This is a genomic window from Planktotalea sp. (genome assembly GCF_050633725.1).
Lineage (GTDB): Bacteria > Pseudomonadota > Alphaproteobacteria > Rhodobacterales > Rhodobacteraceae > Planktotalea.
Map to the genome: position 1 here is coordinate 131595 of NZ_JBOEHB010000009.1, position 15727 is coordinate 147321.

Annotated in this window: 15 protein-coding genes; 9 read left to right on the forward strand and 6 right to left on the reverse strand. The window is 51.9% G+C overall.

The window, feature by feature from the left end:
- The first annotated feature begins 3 nt into the window (after positions 1-3).
- The 5 genes from ACRBCU_RS09685 to ACRBCU_RS09705 all read left to right on the forward strand — a co-directional run bounded on the left by ACRBCU_RS09685 (position 4) and on the right by ACRBCU_RS09705 (position 5990).
- On the forward strand, positions 4-1338 hold the full coding sequence (locus ACRBCU_RS09685; protein WP_431365181.1) for a glutamine synthetase family protein: 1335 nt from the start codon (positions 4-6) through the stop codon (positions 1336-1338).
- Positions 1339-1364: 26 nt separating this feature from the next.
- Positions 1365-2048: a type 1 glutamine amidotransferase gene (locus tag ACRBCU_RS09690; protein WP_431365182.1), complete on the forward strand. Its 684-nt coding sequence runs from the start codon at positions 1365-1367 to the stop codon at positions 2046-2048.
- Complete coding sequence (locus tag ACRBCU_RS09695) at positions 2045-3403, forward strand: glutamine synthetase family protein (RefSeq protein ID WP_431365183.1); 1359 nt, start codon at positions 2045-2047, stop codon at positions 3401-3403. The genes ACRBCU_RS09690 and ACRBCU_RS09695 overlap by 4 nt, the downstream gene beginning before the upstream one ends.
- Positions 3400-4704, forward strand: a complete 1305-nt coding sequence (locus ACRBCU_RS09700) for an FAD-dependent oxidoreductase (RefSeq protein ID WP_431365184.1) — start codon at positions 3400-3402, stop codon at positions 4702-4704. The genes ACRBCU_RS09695 and ACRBCU_RS09700 overlap by 4 nt, the downstream gene beginning before the upstream one ends.
- Positions 4705-4802: 98 nt before the next feature.
- On the forward strand, positions 4803-5990 hold the full coding sequence (locus tag ACRBCU_RS09705) for a DegT/DnrJ/EryC1/StrS family aminotransferase (RefSeq protein ID WP_431365185.1): 1188 nt from the start codon (positions 4803-4805) through the stop codon (positions 5988-5990).
- A gap of 8 nt (positions 5991-5998) precedes the next feature.
- On the opposite strand, the gene phaR is transcribed toward ACRBCU_RS09705, so the two are convergent.
- From phaR to phaC, 3 genes are all read right to left on the reverse strand, one after another.
- Positions 5999-6556 carry a polyhydroxyalkanoate synthesis repressor PhaR gene (gene phaR, locus ACRBCU_RS09710; protein ID WP_431365186.1) on the reverse strand — a complete coding sequence of 186 codons (558 nt, stop codon included), beginning with the start codon at positions 6554-6556 and terminating at the stop codon, positions 5999-6001.
- 160 nt (positions 6557-6716) lie between these two features.
- Complete coding sequence (locus tag ACRBCU_RS09715; protein WP_431365187.1) at positions 6717-7193, reverse strand: phasin, PhaP; 477 nt, start codon at positions 7191-7193, stop codon at positions 6717-6719.
- A 130-nt stretch (positions 7194-7323) separates the two neighbouring features.
- Positions 7324-9117, reverse strand: a complete 1794-nt coding sequence (gene phaC, locus ACRBCU_RS09720) for a class I poly(R)-hydroxyalkanoic acid synthase (protein ID WP_431365188.1) — start codon at positions 9115-9117, stop codon at positions 7324-7326.
- 144 nt (positions 9118-9261) lie between these two features.
- Between phaC and phaZ the strand changes: the two genes are divergently transcribed.
- Positions 9262-10560 carry a polyhydroxyalkanoate depolymerase gene (gene phaZ / locus ACRBCU_RS09725; protein WP_431365189.1) on the forward strand — a complete coding sequence of 433 codons (1299 nt, stop codon included), beginning with the start codon at positions 9262-9264 and terminating at the stop codon, positions 10558-10560.
- A 79-nt stretch (positions 10561-10639) separates the two neighbouring features.
- Here the strand turns inward: phaZ and rpoH are convergent, their stop codons facing one another.
- Positions 10640-11536 (reverse strand): RNA polymerase sigma factor RpoH, encoded by an 897-nt coding sequence (rpoH, locus tag ACRBCU_RS09730; RefSeq protein ID WP_431365190.1) that lies wholly within the window; start codon positions 11534-11536, stop codon positions 10640-10642.
- Positions 11537-11699: 163 nt separating this feature from the next.
- A complete protein-coding gene (locus ACRBCU_RS09735) occupies positions 11700-12725 on the reverse strand; it encodes an RluA family pseudouridine synthase (RefSeq protein WP_431365191.1) in 1026 nt (341 codons plus the stop codon).
- Between ACRBCU_RS09735 and ACRBCU_RS09740 the strand changes: the two genes are divergently transcribed.
- The 3 genes from ACRBCU_RS09740 (at position 12724) to ACRBCU_RS09750 (ending at position 14603) form a co-directional block, all read left to right on the forward strand.
- Complete coding sequence (locus ACRBCU_RS09740; protein ID WP_431365192.1) at positions 12724-13029, forward strand: DUF6476 family protein; 306 nt, start codon at positions 12724-12726, stop codon at positions 13027-13029. The genes ACRBCU_RS09735 and ACRBCU_RS09740 overlap by 2 nt on opposite strands.
- A gap of 126 nt (positions 13030-13155) precedes the next feature.
- A complete protein-coding gene (locus tag ACRBCU_RS09745; protein WP_431365193.1) occupies positions 13156-14136 on the forward strand; it encodes a calcium-binding protein in 981 nt (326 codons plus the stop codon).
- A gap of 209 nt (positions 14137-14345) precedes the next feature.
- Positions 14346-14603: a hypothetical protein gene (locus tag ACRBCU_RS09750; RefSeq protein ID WP_431365194.1), complete on the forward strand. Its 258-nt coding sequence runs from the start codon at positions 14346-14348 to the stop codon at positions 14601-14603.
- Here ACRBCU_RS09750 and ACRBCU_RS09755 read toward each other — a convergent pair.
- Positions 14600-15640, reverse strand: coding sequence for a LacI family DNA-binding transcriptional regulator (locus ACRBCU_RS09755; protein WP_431365195.1), 1041 nt, complete (start codon positions 15638-15640; stop codon positions 14600-14602). The genes ACRBCU_RS09750 and ACRBCU_RS09755 overlap by 4 nt on opposite strands.
- Between the last annotated feature and the right edge of the window lie 87 nt (positions 15641-15727).

Sequence of the window (15727 nt, forward strand, 5' to 3'; positions counted from 1 at the left end):
CTTGTGGAAAACTGGCTTTCTCAACACCCAGACGTGCGCTCTATCCGCGTTGCAGCTTGTGACCTAAACGGGCAAGCACGGGGCAAGCGTGTCCCGACCCGATTTGCAGGCAAAGTTACTGATGAGGGCGGACGATTTCCTTTCTCGGTTTTGAACCTCGATATTTGGGGCGAGGACATTGCTGACAGCCCATTGGTGTTTGACAGCGGCGACGCGGACGGCGTTGTTTTACCCACAGAGCGCGGGTATTTGCCAATGCCTTGGCTTGGGACGCCAACGGCGCTTTTGCCAGTATGGATGTTCCATGAAGACGGCCGCCCCTTTGACGGTGATCCACGACAAGCCCTTGCCCGCGTGAAAGAGCGTTATTCTGCGATGGGATTGAACGCGGTTGTTGCGACCGAGATGGAGTTTTATCTGATTGACGACAGTGGTCGTATGCCGCGGATGGTTCCTTCCCCGCATACGGGCAAACGGCGCACCGGCTCAGAAACACTGGGGCTGCGGGCCTTAGATGCGTTCGATGAATTTTTCACGGATCTCTACGACGCCTGCGAGGAAATGGATATTCCCGCAGACGCTGCGATCTCTGAAGCGGGCCTTGGACAGTTTGAAATAAACTTGATGCATGTGGATGACATGCTGAAAGCGGCGGATGACGCGTGGCTGTTCAAGCTGCTGGTACGCGGCCTTGCGCGCAAACATGGCTTTGCGGCGAGCTTTATGGCCAAACCCTATGCCGATTATTCGGGCAATGGTATGCATATGCATTTCTCTGTTTTGGATCGCGATGGAAACAACATCTTTGACGATGGCGGCCCGAAGGGATCGGAGCGGTTACAAAACGCCATAGCGGGATGTTTGAACGCAATGCCTGGATCGATGCTGGTACTTGCACCTCACGCAAATAGTTATGATCGCCTTGTCCCCGGCGCGCATGCCCCAACGAAACTGTGCTGGGGCTATGAAAACCGCACGGTTGCCATTCGCGTTCCGGGTGGAAATCACAAGGCACGCCGTATCGAGCATCGCGTTGCGGGCGGTGATGTGAACCCCTATCTGTTGCTAACAGCGGTTCTCGGCGCTGCGCTTGATGGGATCGAGCAAGGTATGACGCCGCCCGCCCCCGTGAGCGGCAATGCATATGAACTGGATACGCCAGAATTGCCTGCGACATGGCAAGACGCGCTTGAGCGTTTTGAAACAGATGACTCCATTGCGCGCATTTTTCCCAAAGCGCTGATCCAGAATTTCGCTCTGACAAAACGACAAGAAATTGGCGAGGTAGCAACCCTCTCCGAAGAAGAGCGGATTGCGCTCTATTTGGAGTTCCTCTAGCGTTTCTCGAAACCCAAAGGTGAGACATGAAGATCGGTATTCTACAAGCTGGCCACATCGCCCCAGCCGTAAAGGACGCAGTGGGCGACTATCCAGCGATGTATGCGGAAATGCTCGCGGGCAATGAATTTACGTTTCAGACGTGGAACGTTGTAGACATGGAATTTCCGAGCGACCCTGATGATGCTGATGGCTGGCTCATTTCAGGCTCTAAACACGGAGCCTACGAAGATCTGCCATTTATCGCCCCTCTGGAAGCTCTTGTTCGCGACATAACCGCTTCGGGCAAGCCATTGGTTGGTGTTTGTTTTGGCCATCAAATCATTGCCCAAGCTCTCGGCGGAACGGTTGAAAAATTTGACGGCGGCTGGGCTGTTGGACATCATGAATACACATTGCAGGGCAAAAACTATCACTTGAATGCGTGGCACCAAGATCAGGTCACACAGCTGCCAGATGGTGCCCAGAATATCGGCTCTAGCCCGTTTTGCGAAAATGCGATGCTTTACTATGAGGGCAAGGCGCTGACGATCCAGCCGCATCCCGAATTTGGGCCCCGTGCAGTGGACATACTTCTGGACACACGGGCCAAAGGCGTCGTGCCAGATGATTTGCAAGAGGCCGCGCGCGCGCGTCTGTCGCTACCAGATGATAACAACGCGATGGGCACGCAGCTCGCGCATTTCCTGAAAACAAAGAGTTTGTCATGAGTGATTGGAAGAGCGCCCTACCTGAAACGGCCAACGCCTATATCGACGGGCGCAAACTCGATGAGGTCGAGTGCATAATCTCTGACTTGCCAGGCATCGCGCGCGGTAAAGCGGTCCCTGCCACCAAGTTCGCCAAGCAAACTCAATTTTTTCTCCCTGATTCAATCTTTTATCAAACGATAACGGGCGATTGGGGCGAGGCTGCCGGTGATGAAGGTTTTATTGAAAAGGACATGATCCTAAGACCTGATATGAGCACGGCAACCGCAGCGCCTTGGACCGCCGACTGGACGCTCCAGATCATCCACGACGCATATGATCGCAAAGATGAGCCGGTGATGTTCAGCCCGCGCAACGTGTTAAAACACGTGGTGCAACAATATCGCGATCGCGGACTCGAACCTGTCGTTGCTCCGGAAATGGAGTTCTTTCTCGTCGCGCGCAACATTGATCCAGCCAAACCGATTGAGCCCATGATGGGGCGCTCGGGGCGCCCTGCAGCTGCGCGGCAGGCCTATTCTATGACCGCAGTTGATGAATTTGGCCCTGTCATCGACGACATTTACGATTTTGCCGAGGCGCAAGGATTTGAGATAGATGGCATCACACAGGAGGGCGGCGCAGGGCAACTTGAGATCAATCTCCAACATGGTGATCCCGTAAAGCTTGCTGACGAGGTGTTCTTTTTCAAAAGAATGATCCGTGAAGCTGCATTGCGCCATGACTGCTTTGCGACCTTTATGGCAAAACCAATCGAGGATGAGCCAGGCAGTGCTATGCACATCCATCACTCGGTTTTGGACATCGAGACGGGCCAGAATATCTTTTCCGGTCCTCAGGGCGGTGAAACAGACGCATTTTTCCACTACATTGCTGGCCTGCAAAACCACTTGCCGTCTGCGATTGCTGTTCTTGCCCCATACGTGAACAGCTACCGTCGATACGTCAAAGATCACGCTGCGCCGATAAATCTGGAATGGGCGCGTGACAACCGCACAACAGGCATCCGCATTCCGCTTTCCGATCCAAACGCGCGGCGCGTAGAGAACCGTCTCGCGGGCATGGATTGCAATCCCTATCTCGGTATCGCGGCCTCTTTGGCCTGCGGATTGCTTGGGCTGATCGAAGAAGAACGCCCCGACAAGCAATTCAAAGGCGACGCTTATGATGGGGACGAAGGCATTCCGCGCACGCTCGGCGAGGCTTTAAACCTGTTTGAAGACGCGACAGATCTGCATGGAATCCTTCACCCTGAGTTCGCACGCGTCTACGCCATTGTTAAACGCGCAGAGTATGACGAATTTTTGCAGGTCATCTCTCCTTGGGAGCGCGAGCATCTGCTTTTAAACGTATGAACCTTCTGTTTTCAAACGATAAACGCGGCGTTTATCCACCAAGTTGGTATGCCGCAACGGCCAAGCCCTTAGAGCCCTTCGCTCCGCTACGCGGCGAAAGACACGCTGATGTGTGCATCATTGGAGGCGGGTACACTGGTTTATCCGCCGCCTTGCATCTGGCTGAGCTTGGTTTTGATGTTGCGCTACTCGAAGCACATCGCGTTGGCTTTGGAGCATCAGGGCGCAACGGTGGCCAGCTCGGGTCAGGGCAGCGCATGGATCAAGATGGCTTGCACAGCCTACTTGGCCGCGACATGGCGCATCAGCTTTGGGACATGGCCGAGGAGGCAAAAGCTCTTGTCAAAGGGCTAATCGCAAAGCATCAAATCGATTGTCACCTAAAACCAGGTGTTGCCGAGTTAGGGTTTGGCAACCGCGATGTCGCCGAACTGCAAGAATATGCGCATATGTTGCAGGACGATTATGGCTATGAACAGGCCGAAGCGCTTGATCACGAAGGCGCGCAGGCGCTGTGCCCTTCCCCCGCGTATAAAGGCGGAATGATGGATTGGGGCGCGGCCCATTTGCATCCTTTGTCTTTTGCCTTTGGGCTGGCAAAAGCCGCAAGTCACGCAGGCGCGCAACTCTATGAAATGAGCCACGTGCATCATATCTCCGAAGGCCCAAAAGCGGTGGTTCAAACGGACAAGGGCCGTGTTCTCGCGGATCATGTGATCCTCGCCGCCAACGGATATCTTGGAAACCTGAACCGCAAAGTCTCGGCCCGGGTCATGCCGATTAACAACTACATCGTTGCAACCGAACCTCTAGGCGATGCTGCCGCGCAGGTATTGCGTGAAGATATCGCCGTGGCTGACACCAAATTTGTCGTGAATTATTTCAGGCTCAGCCACGACAATCGCCTGCTGTTTGGCGGCGGAGAAAGCTATGGGTATCGCTTTCCAGATGACATCCGCGCCAAAGTACGCAAGCCAATGAGCGCAATTTTCCCCCATTTGAAAGACGTAAAACTTGACTATGCTTGGGGCGGAACGCTGGGAATTACGATGAAACGAATGCCCTATGTGGCGAGGGTAGCGCCGAACGTTCTGAGCGCGTCAGGTTATTCAGGCCATGGCGTTGGCAATGCCGTTCAAGCGGGCAAACTCATGGCCGATGCGATCAATGGGCAAACGCAAGGCTTTGATACAATGAGCGCTGTTCCTACCCCCAACTTCCCCGGCTCAGGCGCGCTTCGCACCCCGTTACTCGGCCTTGCGATGAGCTGGTATGCCTTGCGCGACAAGCTCGGCATATAACCACCGCGCAGCTGACAAAACTTAGCTAATTCAGAGATGTCACATTTTGTTTTCGCGCGCCATGCAGTATGAGCAAGCAAACTTTCGAGGAAGAGATCATGCCAGCGTCAAGCATCCCAAATGTCTACCATGCCGAAGCGATTCCAGATGCGGCGCGTGAGGAAATTGACCGCCTTTTACAAACAGGTGACTTGTTTCGATATACGGCGGCTCAAGACGCGCCTGTAACACTGCTGGAAAGCGAGTTTGCAGAGATGCTCGGCAGCAAATACGCACTCGCCGTTTCAAGCTGTTCAGCCGCTCTGTTTTTGTCACTCAAAGCACTGGGTTTACCACGCGATTCAAAAGTTTTGATTCCCGCGTTTACCTTTGCAGCGGTGCCTTCTTCCATCGTTCACGCAGATTGCATACCCGTCCTTTGCGAAGTGGGTGACAACTATCGCATTGATATGGAAGACTTTGCATCCCAATTGGATGATACAATTGGCGCAGTGATTATCAGTCACATGCGAGGCCACACCTCTGACATGGATGCAATTCTTCAGCTTTGCGATGCAAAAAACGTACCCGTTATTGAGGATGCAGCCCACTCGCTTGGGACAACTTGGCACGGCAAGAACATCGGAACGCTTGGCAAGATCGGATGTTTTTCGTTTCAGTCTTACAAATTGCTCAATGGTGGCGAAGGCGGGATATTGGTTTCGGACGATCCTGACTTGATCGCGCAGGCCGTCATTATGTCGGGCGCATACGAGCATAACTGGAACAAACACACCGTTCTCAAGGATGCATTTGCAAAGTGGCAAAACAAGCTGCCTCTTTATAATCTTCGAATGAGCAACTTGTCTGCCGCAGTTGTGCGCCCTCAGATTGGCGAAATCTCAAGACGTGTAGAGAATGGTCGCGCCAACCATGATCATGCTGCTGCCCTTTTGAATGCTCAGCCATGGTTTGAAGTTCCCGAAAAGCTTGAACCCGAATTACGCGCACCGGATTCTCTTCAATTCAACCTTGTCGATATGAGCGACGAACAGGTTGCAAGCTTTTCCAAAGCTGCTGCGGAACTGGGGATGCCTGTTCAGATATTTGGGTTGTCAAAAGACAATGCGCGCGCGTTTTGGAACTGGCAGTTCCTCGGCGACGTTCCTGAACTACCACAAACGCGCAAGATGCTGATGCGTGCATGTGACGTGCGTTTGCCTGCGCGCCTTACTCGCGAAGACGTAGAGAAAATTACCCAAATCTTGATCGACGCCGCAAAATCCGTGATGCCTGTTCGTTCATAGCGAACAGGTTATTTCCCTAATTTAGAGAGCTTGTCCTGAAGGTCAGCAAGCTGAGACTTGATCGCGTCCAGATCTTCTTTTGGCTCATTAACCTCTGGCTCTGGCTCAGATGCTGCGGTTGGCTGTGCCCATGTGCCACCTGTCATCGCTTTGAAGAACGCCTCTTGCTGAGAGCGAAACGCTTCCATTCCCGGCATTTGAGCCATGGGATTGGCCTTGGCCATGTTATCCACAACTGTGTTTTGGCTTTCACGCAGCATCTCAAAGGACATTGATAAAAACTGCGGTACAACACTGCTCGCTTGGCTGGTGTAGCTGCGCACAAGGTCGGTTAAAACGGCGACGGGCAAAACGCTTTCGCCTTTGCTTTCGCGCTCGGCAACGATTTGCAAGAGATACTGACGAGTTAGATCATCGCCTGTCTTAAGGTCGATGATCTTCACATCACGACCCTCGCTGATGAAGCCAGAGATATCCTCAAGCGTAACGTAATCGCTTGTCTCCGTATTATACAGCCGACGGCTCGCGTAGCGCTTGATTAGCAAGGGTGTCTTTGCGTCGGTCACTTTACGGTCCTTCCCAATATGCAGCAGTGCAGAAAACCCTATGCGAGTGCAAAAGAAATGGGAAGCCATAAAGAAAGGGGCCGATCCGAAGATCAGCCCCGTCATTTAGCACTAGTTTGGGAGGAGTCAGTGCAAATGTTCTTGTTCGCTTAAGCGAAGCTTACTTTGCAGCAGCTTTTTTCACAGAAGCTGTTGCTTCGGATGTCGCTTTTTGTACAGCAGCTGTTGCTTCAGATGTTGCTTTCTGAACAGCAGCTTGTGCTTCTTCAGATGCGTCTTTGCCAGCAGCCATCAGCAACTCGGCTGTGTCCATCTGAACTTTTTTCGCGATCTCTGCGAAAGAAGCAACATTTTCGGAAGCCGCTTCAGCTGATGCTGTTGCGATGTCGGAAAGCGCTTTTGCGTAGTCTGCTGGCTCTGCTTTCGCTTTCGCGAAGTCAGCGAATTTCGCCAATACGTCTTTTGTCCAAGCTGCAGAAAGCTCTGCAGATTTTTCAGCAGCTGTAACGGAAACTGCAGCGAGCTTCTCGTTCAGTGTTGCTGTTGTTTTGAACGCGTTGTCCATTGCAGTTGTGTCAACTGGGAATGCGCCCATCATGTCTTTCATGATCGCGGAGAAATCTTGTGTTTTAGCCATTGTGATAATCCTTTTGCCTATCTCGCGGGCCAGCCCCGCTGTCTTCGACAAGAGAATATATAGGTGCTGCACTGCAGCAAAGCAAGGAATTTTTTGCTGCAGTGCAGCACATTGCTTTTATAGATTAAAATCAACCCCTTGCATTGAGTTTCACATAAGTACCCGGCGCATCACACAACTCTGGGTGGGTGGAATCTCCTGGGTTTCTTGCAGGAACTTGCTTGCCAGAGCGCTTTTTCAACCATGATTCCCAGCGCGGCCACCATGACCCATTTGTGAATTCAGCTTCCTCCAACCACTTCTCGGGATCGAGGCTTAGGTCTTCATTGGTATAGTGTCCGTATTTATCGCGGCTTGGAGGATTTACAATTCCAGCGATATGCCCCGATTGCGTCACAATAAACGTTTTGGAACGGCTCCCCATTTGCTGCACTCCGCGATAGCAGTTTTTCCAAGCCGCGATATGATCTGTCTCACAGGCAATAGAGCAAAGCGGAACATCAACATCTTTCAGATTGAGCGTTTCGCCCATCAATTCAAAACCGCCTTCTGCAAACTCGTTTCGCTGGCACAGGCCGCGCAAATACTGAACGGCCATTTTACCCGGCAAGTTTGCACCGTCACCGTTCCAAAACAGCAAATCAAATGCAGGAGGCGCTTCTCCCATCATGTAGCTCTTGATGGCAGGCGTGTAGACCAGATCGTTGGAACGCAAAAAGCTAAACGTGCGCGCCATGATGTAGGATTGCAGATAGCCCTTTTTGTTCACCTCATCTTCAATTCCATCGATGAAGTCGTTTTGTAAGAACGGAGTAAATTCGCCCTGATCAGAGAAATCGGTAAGCGCTGTAAAGAATGTTGCGGACTTGATGCTCTTGTCACCGCGCTTCTTTAACAAAGAGAGCGTCAGGCTTAGGGTCGTGCCAGCAATGCAATAGCCAATACAGTTCACCTGCTTTTGATTGGTGATCTCTTTGACTTCGCGAATAGACGCCAAATACCCGTCTTCTATATAGCGCTCTAGTCCCACATCAGCGTAGCTCGCATCCGGGTTAATCCAAGAGACGACGAACAACGTGTACCCTTGCTCTGTGATCCACTTGATCAGACTGTTTTGCTTTTTCAGGTCAAGAATGTAGAATTTGTTGATCCATGGTGGAAACATTATAATTGGCGTTTCGTGTACAGTATCCGTCGTTGGCGCATACTGGATAAGCTCAATCATATCGTTGCGATAAATAACTTTTCCCGGCGTTGTCGCGATGTTCTCGCCAAGCTGGAAGGCTTTTTCATCTGCCAGCTTTACAATCAACTCGCCTTCATTCGCTTCAAGATCGGAAACCAGGTTTTCCAGACCATCGAGCAAACTTTGCCCTTCGGTAGCCACTGCTTTTTCCAACGCATCAGGGTTAGTGCCTAAAAAGTTGGTCGGTGCCATCATATCAATGATCTGTTGAGAGAAATAGCGCAGCCGCGTCTTTTCAATCGGCTCCAGATCTTCAACGTCTTCAACAGCCTGAGAAATCGCTTCAGCATTGATCAAATATTGCTGTTTCACATAGTTAAAGTATGGGTTCGTATTCCAAAGAGGATTTGAAAAACGCCGGTCCTTGGTAAACGAGTCCGCTGGCGCTTCGAGCTTTCCTTTGGCGAGCACCTGCTGCGCTTCAACATAGTGCTTTACCGACTTCCCCCAAAAAGCCGTTTGGTGCTCAAACACTTTGGCAGGGTTATCCATCATAGCCTTCCAATAGGAAGATACTGCGTTTGCGAACAACTCCTGATTCGGTGCGCTAATGGCCGGATTCGCAGCTGGTTTTCCCGAGACAACCTTTATCAAGCGTTCTGACAATGCTTCGATTTTCGCTAAATTTTCTTCCATCAGTTGAGAATTCGAGCCTGCGGCATTGTCGTTTGTTGTCATCTTAAGAATTCCACCCTATCTTCGCTGCTGCGCAGCATTTCGCCGTGCATCGTAATACGATTTACTATAGCCTCGCATTTACCTAGGGGCAAAGCGACGATTTGAACCGCCCGAATAGATGGCTCGAACTGGTAAGGATAACCGATGAAATACATGGCGACCTATGACTTGATGGAGTCTATGCGGAACACCAATCAGTGGCTTGGTGCGACAGCTAAATCCTTGGCGGCATATCCTATGTTTTCGCTTGTACCAAACCCTGCGCTTCAGTGGCTTGGCGCTTGGGGCGAAGTGACCGAACGCAGCTTTGAGCGCATGGTTGCGAAACCAGATTGGGGCCTGGATAGCTTTACGTGCGAAGATGGCCGCGATCACCTGATCAATGTAAAGACAGTCGTCGAGCGCCCGTTTGGCGATCTTATCCATTTTGAAGTTCAGGGCCGCGAAACCAAAAAACGCCAGATCCTGCTGGTGGCACCTATGTCTGGCCACTACGCAACGCTGCTGCGCTCAACTGTTAAATCGCTTGTAAGCGATGCAGAAGTCTACATCACGGACTGGCACAACGCGCGCGACATTCCTGTGTCCGAAGGCAAATTCGATATCGAAGACTACACGTTGTATCTGGTTGATTTCATGCGTGAACTTGGCCCCGACACGCATGTTATTGCGGTCTGCCAGCCCGCGCCTCTCACGCTCGCAGCGACTGCGTATTTGGCAGAGCAAGACCCCGACGCGCAACCTCGATCGTTGACGCTTATCGGTGGTCCGATTGATCCAGATGCAACGCCAACAGATGTTACCGATTTCGGCAACCGCGTTACAATGAGCCAATTGGCAGAAACCGCGATCCAACAGGTCGGATTTAAATTCAAAGGCGTAGGCCGCATGGTTTACCCGGGCCTGTTGCAGCTTACCTCATTCATGTCGATGAACCAAGAACGCCACTCCCAAGCGTTTAGCGATCAGATCGTTCGCGCAAGCAAAGGCGAAGCCTCTGATCATGATGCGCACAACCGCTTTTATGATGAATATCTCGCCGTTATGGACATGCCCGCGGAATTCTACCTCTCCACCGTTGAGCGCATCTTTAAGAATGGTGAAATCGCTAAGAACGAATTCGTTGTTGATGGCCACAAAGTCGATATTGGAGCGATCACAACTGTTGCGGTGAAAACCGTGGAAGGCGAAAAGGACGATATTTCTGCCCCCGGCCAGTGTGTCGCTGCGCTAGATCTTTGCACAGGTCTTCCAGATTCGAAGAAAGCCAATCACCTTGAGCCAGGTGCAGGTCACTACGGCATCTTTGCTGGCAGCAGCTGGCGCAACAACATCCGCCCATTGGTTCTTGAATTCATCGATTCAAACAGCGGCGCACCCAAAAGCAAAGACAAGAAAGCAGCGGCGTCAAAGCCAGCAAACAAGAACGCAGCTGCGAAATAATTAGCGAAACTTACTCCTAAACAAAATAGGCCGCGCCTCAGATAGAGACGCGGCCTTTTTATTGTCACTGCGAAATCGACTATGCGCTTTCGAGCATGCCTTTTTCGCTGGCAATCGCGCGCATGCGTTCTTGTAATTTCTCAAACGCGCGTACCTCGATTTGACGGATGCGCTCACGGCTCACGTCATATTGCGAACTCAACTCCTCTAATGTGACCGGCTTGTCTGACAACCTACGCTGCACGAGAATGTCCTTCTCACGATCATTGAGAACCTCCATCGCCTCGCTCAGCATTTCGCGGCGCGCTTCGAGTTCATCCCGCGCCTCATAGTCTCCCGCTTGATCAGCGTCTTCGTCCTCTAGCCAATCCTGCCATTGCATCGTTCCTTCGCCTTCAGAACCGACCTGAGCATTGAGTGACGCATCCCCACCCGACATACGGCGGTTCATCGAAATGACTTCCGTTTCGGTCACGCCAAGGTCATGGGCGATGCGCGCTACGTTTTCAGGACGCAAATCGCCCTCTTCCAAGGCGCCAATACGCGACTTTGCTTTACGCAGATTGAAGAACAGCTTCTTTTGAGCAGACGTCGTTCCGAGCTTCACCAAAGACCAGCTACGAAGGATGTATTCCTGAATAGCCGCACGTATCCACCACATCGCATAGGTCGAAAGACGGAAACCCTTGTCCGGGTCGAACCGCTTGACCGCCTGCATCAGGCCAACGTTGGCTTCTGAAATGACTTCTGCTTGGGGCAACCCATAGCCGCGATATCCCATGGCGATTTTCGCCGCGAGACGCAGGTGAGATGTGACCATTTTATGCGCTGCAGAGGTGTCTTGCTTCTCCACCCAGCGCTTGGCCAGCATGAACTCTTCTTCTTTTTCCAACAAAGGAAACTTGCGGATTTCCTGCATATAGCGGTTTAATCCGCCTTCCGGCGTTGGTGCGGGTAAATTTGCGTAGTTGGCCATGTCCCTGCCCCTTTATGTTTATTCAATTAACATTCAGTTAAGCACCCCGATGTGGAGTTTCAAGCACCTCAGAACGCTATCGTGTTGCTACATACTTGGGCCCATCGTGCGATGGCTTCCAGTTTTATGACAGCGCGCTCACGCGCATGTGCTGTGCGCTGGGTTAAGAACGCAAATTTTGTAACAATTGAGCCATATCTTGAGGCAGATCAGCCTCAAATCGCAACATTTCTCCGCTCACCGGATGCTCAAACCCAAGCAATGCAGCGTGCAATGCTTGTCGCCCAAATGTCTTTGCTGCGTCTAAGCCGACCTCACTAAGTGCTTTTGCAGGCAGTTTACGACGCCCGCCGTAAGTCGGATCACCGAGCAAGCCATGCCCGACATGGGCCATATGCACACGAATTTGATGGGTGCGCCCTGTTTCAAGGCGGCATTCAACAAGGGCCAAACACTGAGGGTTTCCAAAGCGTTCCAAAGTTTTTGCCCGCGTCACTGCATGACGCCCGTTGTCAAAAAGCACCGCTTGGCGCTGACGATCATGTTTATGCCGCGCGAGTTGCGTTGTTATCTTGAGAACGCCCCCCGTCTCGAAACTAACACCGCGAACGCCACGAATACGAGGATCCGAAGCCTCTGGCACACCCTGCGTTACCGCCAAATAGGCACGCTCTGCAGTGTGGGCCGCGAATTGTGCTGCTAGGCCGTGATGGGCCGCGTCAGATTTCGCGACGACGAGCAATCCGCTGGTTTCTTTGTCGATCCGATGGACAATGCCGGGGCGCTTAGAACCACCAACGCCCGACAGCTCACCGCCAAAGTGATGCAATAAAGCGTTCACCAAAGTCCCTGACGGCGTACCTGGCGCGGGATGCACAACCATCCCCGCAGGCTTGTTCACCACGATCAGATCATCATCCTCGAAAATGACGTCTAGCGGTATATCCTCGGGCAGTATGTGGCTATCAACCGCCTCTTCCACCGTGATCTCAACCTGAACGCCGGCAGTGACCTTTGCCTTCGGATCGCGCTGCACGCTGCCATCAATCGTGACGGCCCCCGCTTCGAGCAGTTTGGCGATACGAGTACGAGAGAGCGACGCGCTCTCTGGAACATCACGCGAAAGCGCCTTATCAAGACGCTGCGGAGGATCTTCCTGAACCGCGAAAGTAATAATGGACGCGCTCATGCTGCCCCCTGAACAAGAAATTGAAGAACCCGCCCAATTGCGGTTCCTACGCCGTCTGGTAAGTGTTCTGACAGCGGTTATGATTGGCGGCGTTGTACTGATCATCGCCCTGCTTGTCATCCGCTTGAATGATAAACCTGCTTTGCTGCCTGAAATGGTTGTTCTCCCCGAAGGCGTAGAGGCAAAAGCCGTAACGTTAGGCGAGAGCTGGTATGCGGTGGTCACCGAAGGTGACGAGATCTTGATATTCAATCGCTTGAGCGGCAAGCTTCAACAACGGTTGCAGATCACACTTGAGCAGTGACGCCTTTGTTGAAGATGTTGCCCTCAATCCTCCATCTCTCTAATTGGTTGAAATTTAACTCGGTTCCATTTGATCCAGCCGTCTTTAACCGTTTAATGCGGTAGAGAACTCAAGCGGGATATAGGTATGACAACGTACACGTTAACTGGTTTTTCACTACTCTGGACAGACACTAACGGTGATGGCGAAGACGATCACGTCGCCGTCGGCAGCTCTCAGCTAGATATTGTCCTGCGCGACAATGACACAAGCTTTACTTACGATATTTTGGTCGTACCAGAAGACCCGAACGAGCTACCCAGCATCCAGATGCAGGACCATAACCCCTATCATGTCTTGATTAACGGCGTTCAATTGGGGCAAAACGCGCCTGCCTCTATCGGTGAAATCCATTGGAACCCGGACAATATCGGTCAGTTCCTATCCTTCTTCACACCAGATGGTTTGAACCATGTTTTCCACATGAATGGCGACGATCTGGATATTTCCACGCCAGAAGATCTTTTAGCGTTTGACGCCGTCGACACCTATCTTGGTGTTGTTCTTGAGGACGGATGGACAGAGGGAGATGAGATTGAATTCGCCGACCTTGCCGATGTATCGATCACCGAAGCTGATATGATCAATGGCGACGCGATCAACGACACTTTCTATGGTGGGCTTGGCAAGGATACAATTTCCGGCGGCAAGGGCAAAGACAAGCTATACGGCGGCAAGAAAGACGACATCTTGGCGGGCAACAAAGGCTACGACAAGCTATACGGCCAGAAAGGTGACGACCTGCTGGAAGGCGGCAAAGGTAAAGACACGCTTGACGGCGGCTTTGGCGATGACGTGATGACGGGCGGCACTGGGGATGACACGTTTATCTTCCGTGCCGAATACGGAAGTGACACGATCACCGACTTTGACAACAACAATGACACTCTACGCCTTGAAGCTGCGCTTTGGACTGGTGATTTGAGTGTCGCGGATGTGCTCAGCACTTTCGCAACGGATGTTACCGATGGCGACTTCGACGGTGTTTTGTTCGATTTCGGTGATGAACAGCTTTACGTCAACGGCATTGGCGTAAACGGTCTAAACAACGATCTGGAAATTATCTGATAGACTAAGCGTCTCGCAGTTTCTAAAGGCCGCGCAGGGTTCTTGCGTGGCCTTTTTCAGTCTACTTGCATTAACCATTTCACGATCTATTCATTGATTAACGAAAGTAAATCTAAGATGAATTAGGCATCCTAAAAGGCCTGCGGCAGAAGTCGCAACATTCCTCTCTCGCCTTCCTGCGCCCAATACTTGGCTATCGAAGGCACCCTATGAGACCCATTTTCTTAATCTTTTTGTCTAGTTCGATTCTGTCTGGATGCTCACATGACAAAGACCTGCATTTTGTCGCAGGCACCGCGACATACAACTATGTCGCAAACCACTCAAACAGCCCACTCAAAGGCTGCGCTGCGGCGCTCGCAAGCGGACTTGCCAAAGAGATTTACGACAGCCAATTCGGCGGAATAGTTGATCGTTATGATGCCTTCGCAACAGGTGCAGGCTGCATGTATACCATCCGGTTTTAGAGGCTCAGCCTTGGGTAGGAACGCGGCGCACCTAGAGATTCGCGTATCTTCAAGTGGCTTTTCAACTCAACGGACTCGCCCTCTTTGCGCTCTTCAACCAACGCGGTCAGCTTGATCGCAGCCAAGCGCCCCATCTCGCGGTGGGGAACGTGCATAGTCGTTATGGAAGGTGATACGATTTGCGCCAGTTCCATATCGTCAAACCCCGTAATCGAAACGTCCTCTGGAACCTGTAACCCCAATTCCTTTGCTCGAAGCAACGCACCCACGGCCAAAACGTCATTTCCGCAGATGAGTGCCGTGGTCTCAGGCGCTCTGGTTAGGAGCGTTTCGCAAGCGCGTTTTCCGCTTTCAATTTCGTTCGAGGTCTCTTCGATAGCCAGGCAAGAAATGTCGTGGCCAGCGTTCCTAAGTACGTCTTTCACCCCTTCGACACGCTGAAACGCCCGATCATTGTCCGCCGTGATACTCGCAATCATCCCGATCTTTGTATGCCCTTGGTTTAAAACTTCCTGAGCTATGCACCGCATTGAAGCGCGGTTATCAAAACCAACGGATGGATGTCTCTCGGCCTCTGAATAGGCCCAAGACACAAGGAACGGGACGTTCTGGCGCTCAAGATATTCGTGAATTGTTGGATCTCTTTCATACCCGATCAACAGCAATCCATCAGCGCCGCGCCCCACCAAGGTTCGAATTTGGTCTTTCTCCATCTCCGGCTTGTAGCCGGTGCTGGATACCAAAAGCGTGTAGCCGCGCGCATTTAGTTCTTCCTGAAAAGCCTGCAAACCTCTGGCAAATATAGCATTTTCCATTGTCGGAATAAGCGCGCCAATCGTGAACGTCCGCTTAGCTGCCATGACACGTGCGCCAAAGTTTGGTGTGTATCCAAGATCTTCAACAGCGACCAAGACCCGCTTTCTGGTCTTTTCCACGACAAGGTCGGGTGAATTCAAACACCGCGACACCGTTGCGGTGGATACACCAGCAAGTTTGGCGACGTCATCCAAAGTCGGGCTAGATTGTCTTGAACTCATATTGTGCCCTGCACCTAGAATAGCCCAACCAATAACACGCGGCGTCATGCGCGCAAAGAGCGGGGTAGTCCCCGGCCGTACTTACAC

What these genes read in the sequence shown, in the direction of transcription:
- ACRBCU_RS09690 (WP_431365182.1), top strand. Translation starts at nt 1,365, where the DNA reads ATGAAGATCGGTATTCTACAAGCTGGCCACATCGCCCCAGCCGTAAAG.
- ACRBCU_RS09695 (WP_431365183.1), top strand. Translation starts at nt 2,045, where the DNA reads ATGAGTGATTGGAAGAGCGCCCTACCTGAAACGGCCAACGCCTATATC.
- ACRBCU_RS09700 (WP_431365184.1), top strand. Translation starts at nt 3,400, where the DNA reads ATGAACCTTCTGTTTTCAAACGATAAACGCGGCGTTTATCCACCAAGT.
- ACRBCU_RS09705 (WP_431365185.1), top strand. Translation starts at nt 4,803, where the DNA reads ATGCCAGCGTCAAGCATCCCAAATGTCTACCATGCCGAAGCGATTCCA.
- ACRBCU_RS09715 (WP_431365187.1), bottom strand. Translation starts at nt 7,193, where the DNA reads ATGGCTAAAACACAAGATTTCTCCGCGATCATGAAAGACATGATGGGC.
- phaC (WP_431365188.1), bottom strand. Translation starts at nt 9,117, where the DNA reads ATGACAACAAACGACAATGCCGCAGGCTCGAATTCTCAACTGATGGAA.
- phaZ (WP_431365189.1), top strand. Translation starts at nt 9,262, where the DNA reads ATGAAATACATGGCGACCTATGACTTGATGGAGTCTATGCGGAACACC.
- rpoH (WP_431365190.1), bottom strand. Translation starts at nt 11,536, where the DNA reads ATGGCCAACTACGCAAATTTACCCGCACCAACGCCGGAAGGCGGATTA.
- ACRBCU_RS09740 (WP_431365192.1), top strand. Translation starts at nt 12,724, where the DNA reads ATGCTGCCCCCTGAACAAGAAATTGAAGAACCCGCCCAATTGCGGTTC.
- ACRBCU_RS09735 (WP_431365191.1), bottom strand. Translation starts at nt 12,725, where the DNA reads ATGAGCGCGTCCATTATTACTTTCGCGGTTCAGGAAGATCCTCCGCAG.
- ACRBCU_RS09745 (WP_431365193.1), top strand. Translation starts at nt 13,156, where the DNA reads ATGACAACGTACACGTTAACTGGTTTTTCACTACTCTGGACAGACACT.
- ACRBCU_RS09750 (WP_431365194.1), top strand. Translation starts at nt 14,346, where the DNA reads ATGAGACCCATTTTCTTAATCTTTTTGTCTAGTTCGATTCTGTCTGGA.
- ACRBCU_RS09755 (WP_431365195.1), bottom strand. Translation starts at nt 15,640, where the DNA reads ATGAGTTCAAGACAATCTAGCCCGACTTTGGATGACGTCGCCAAACTT.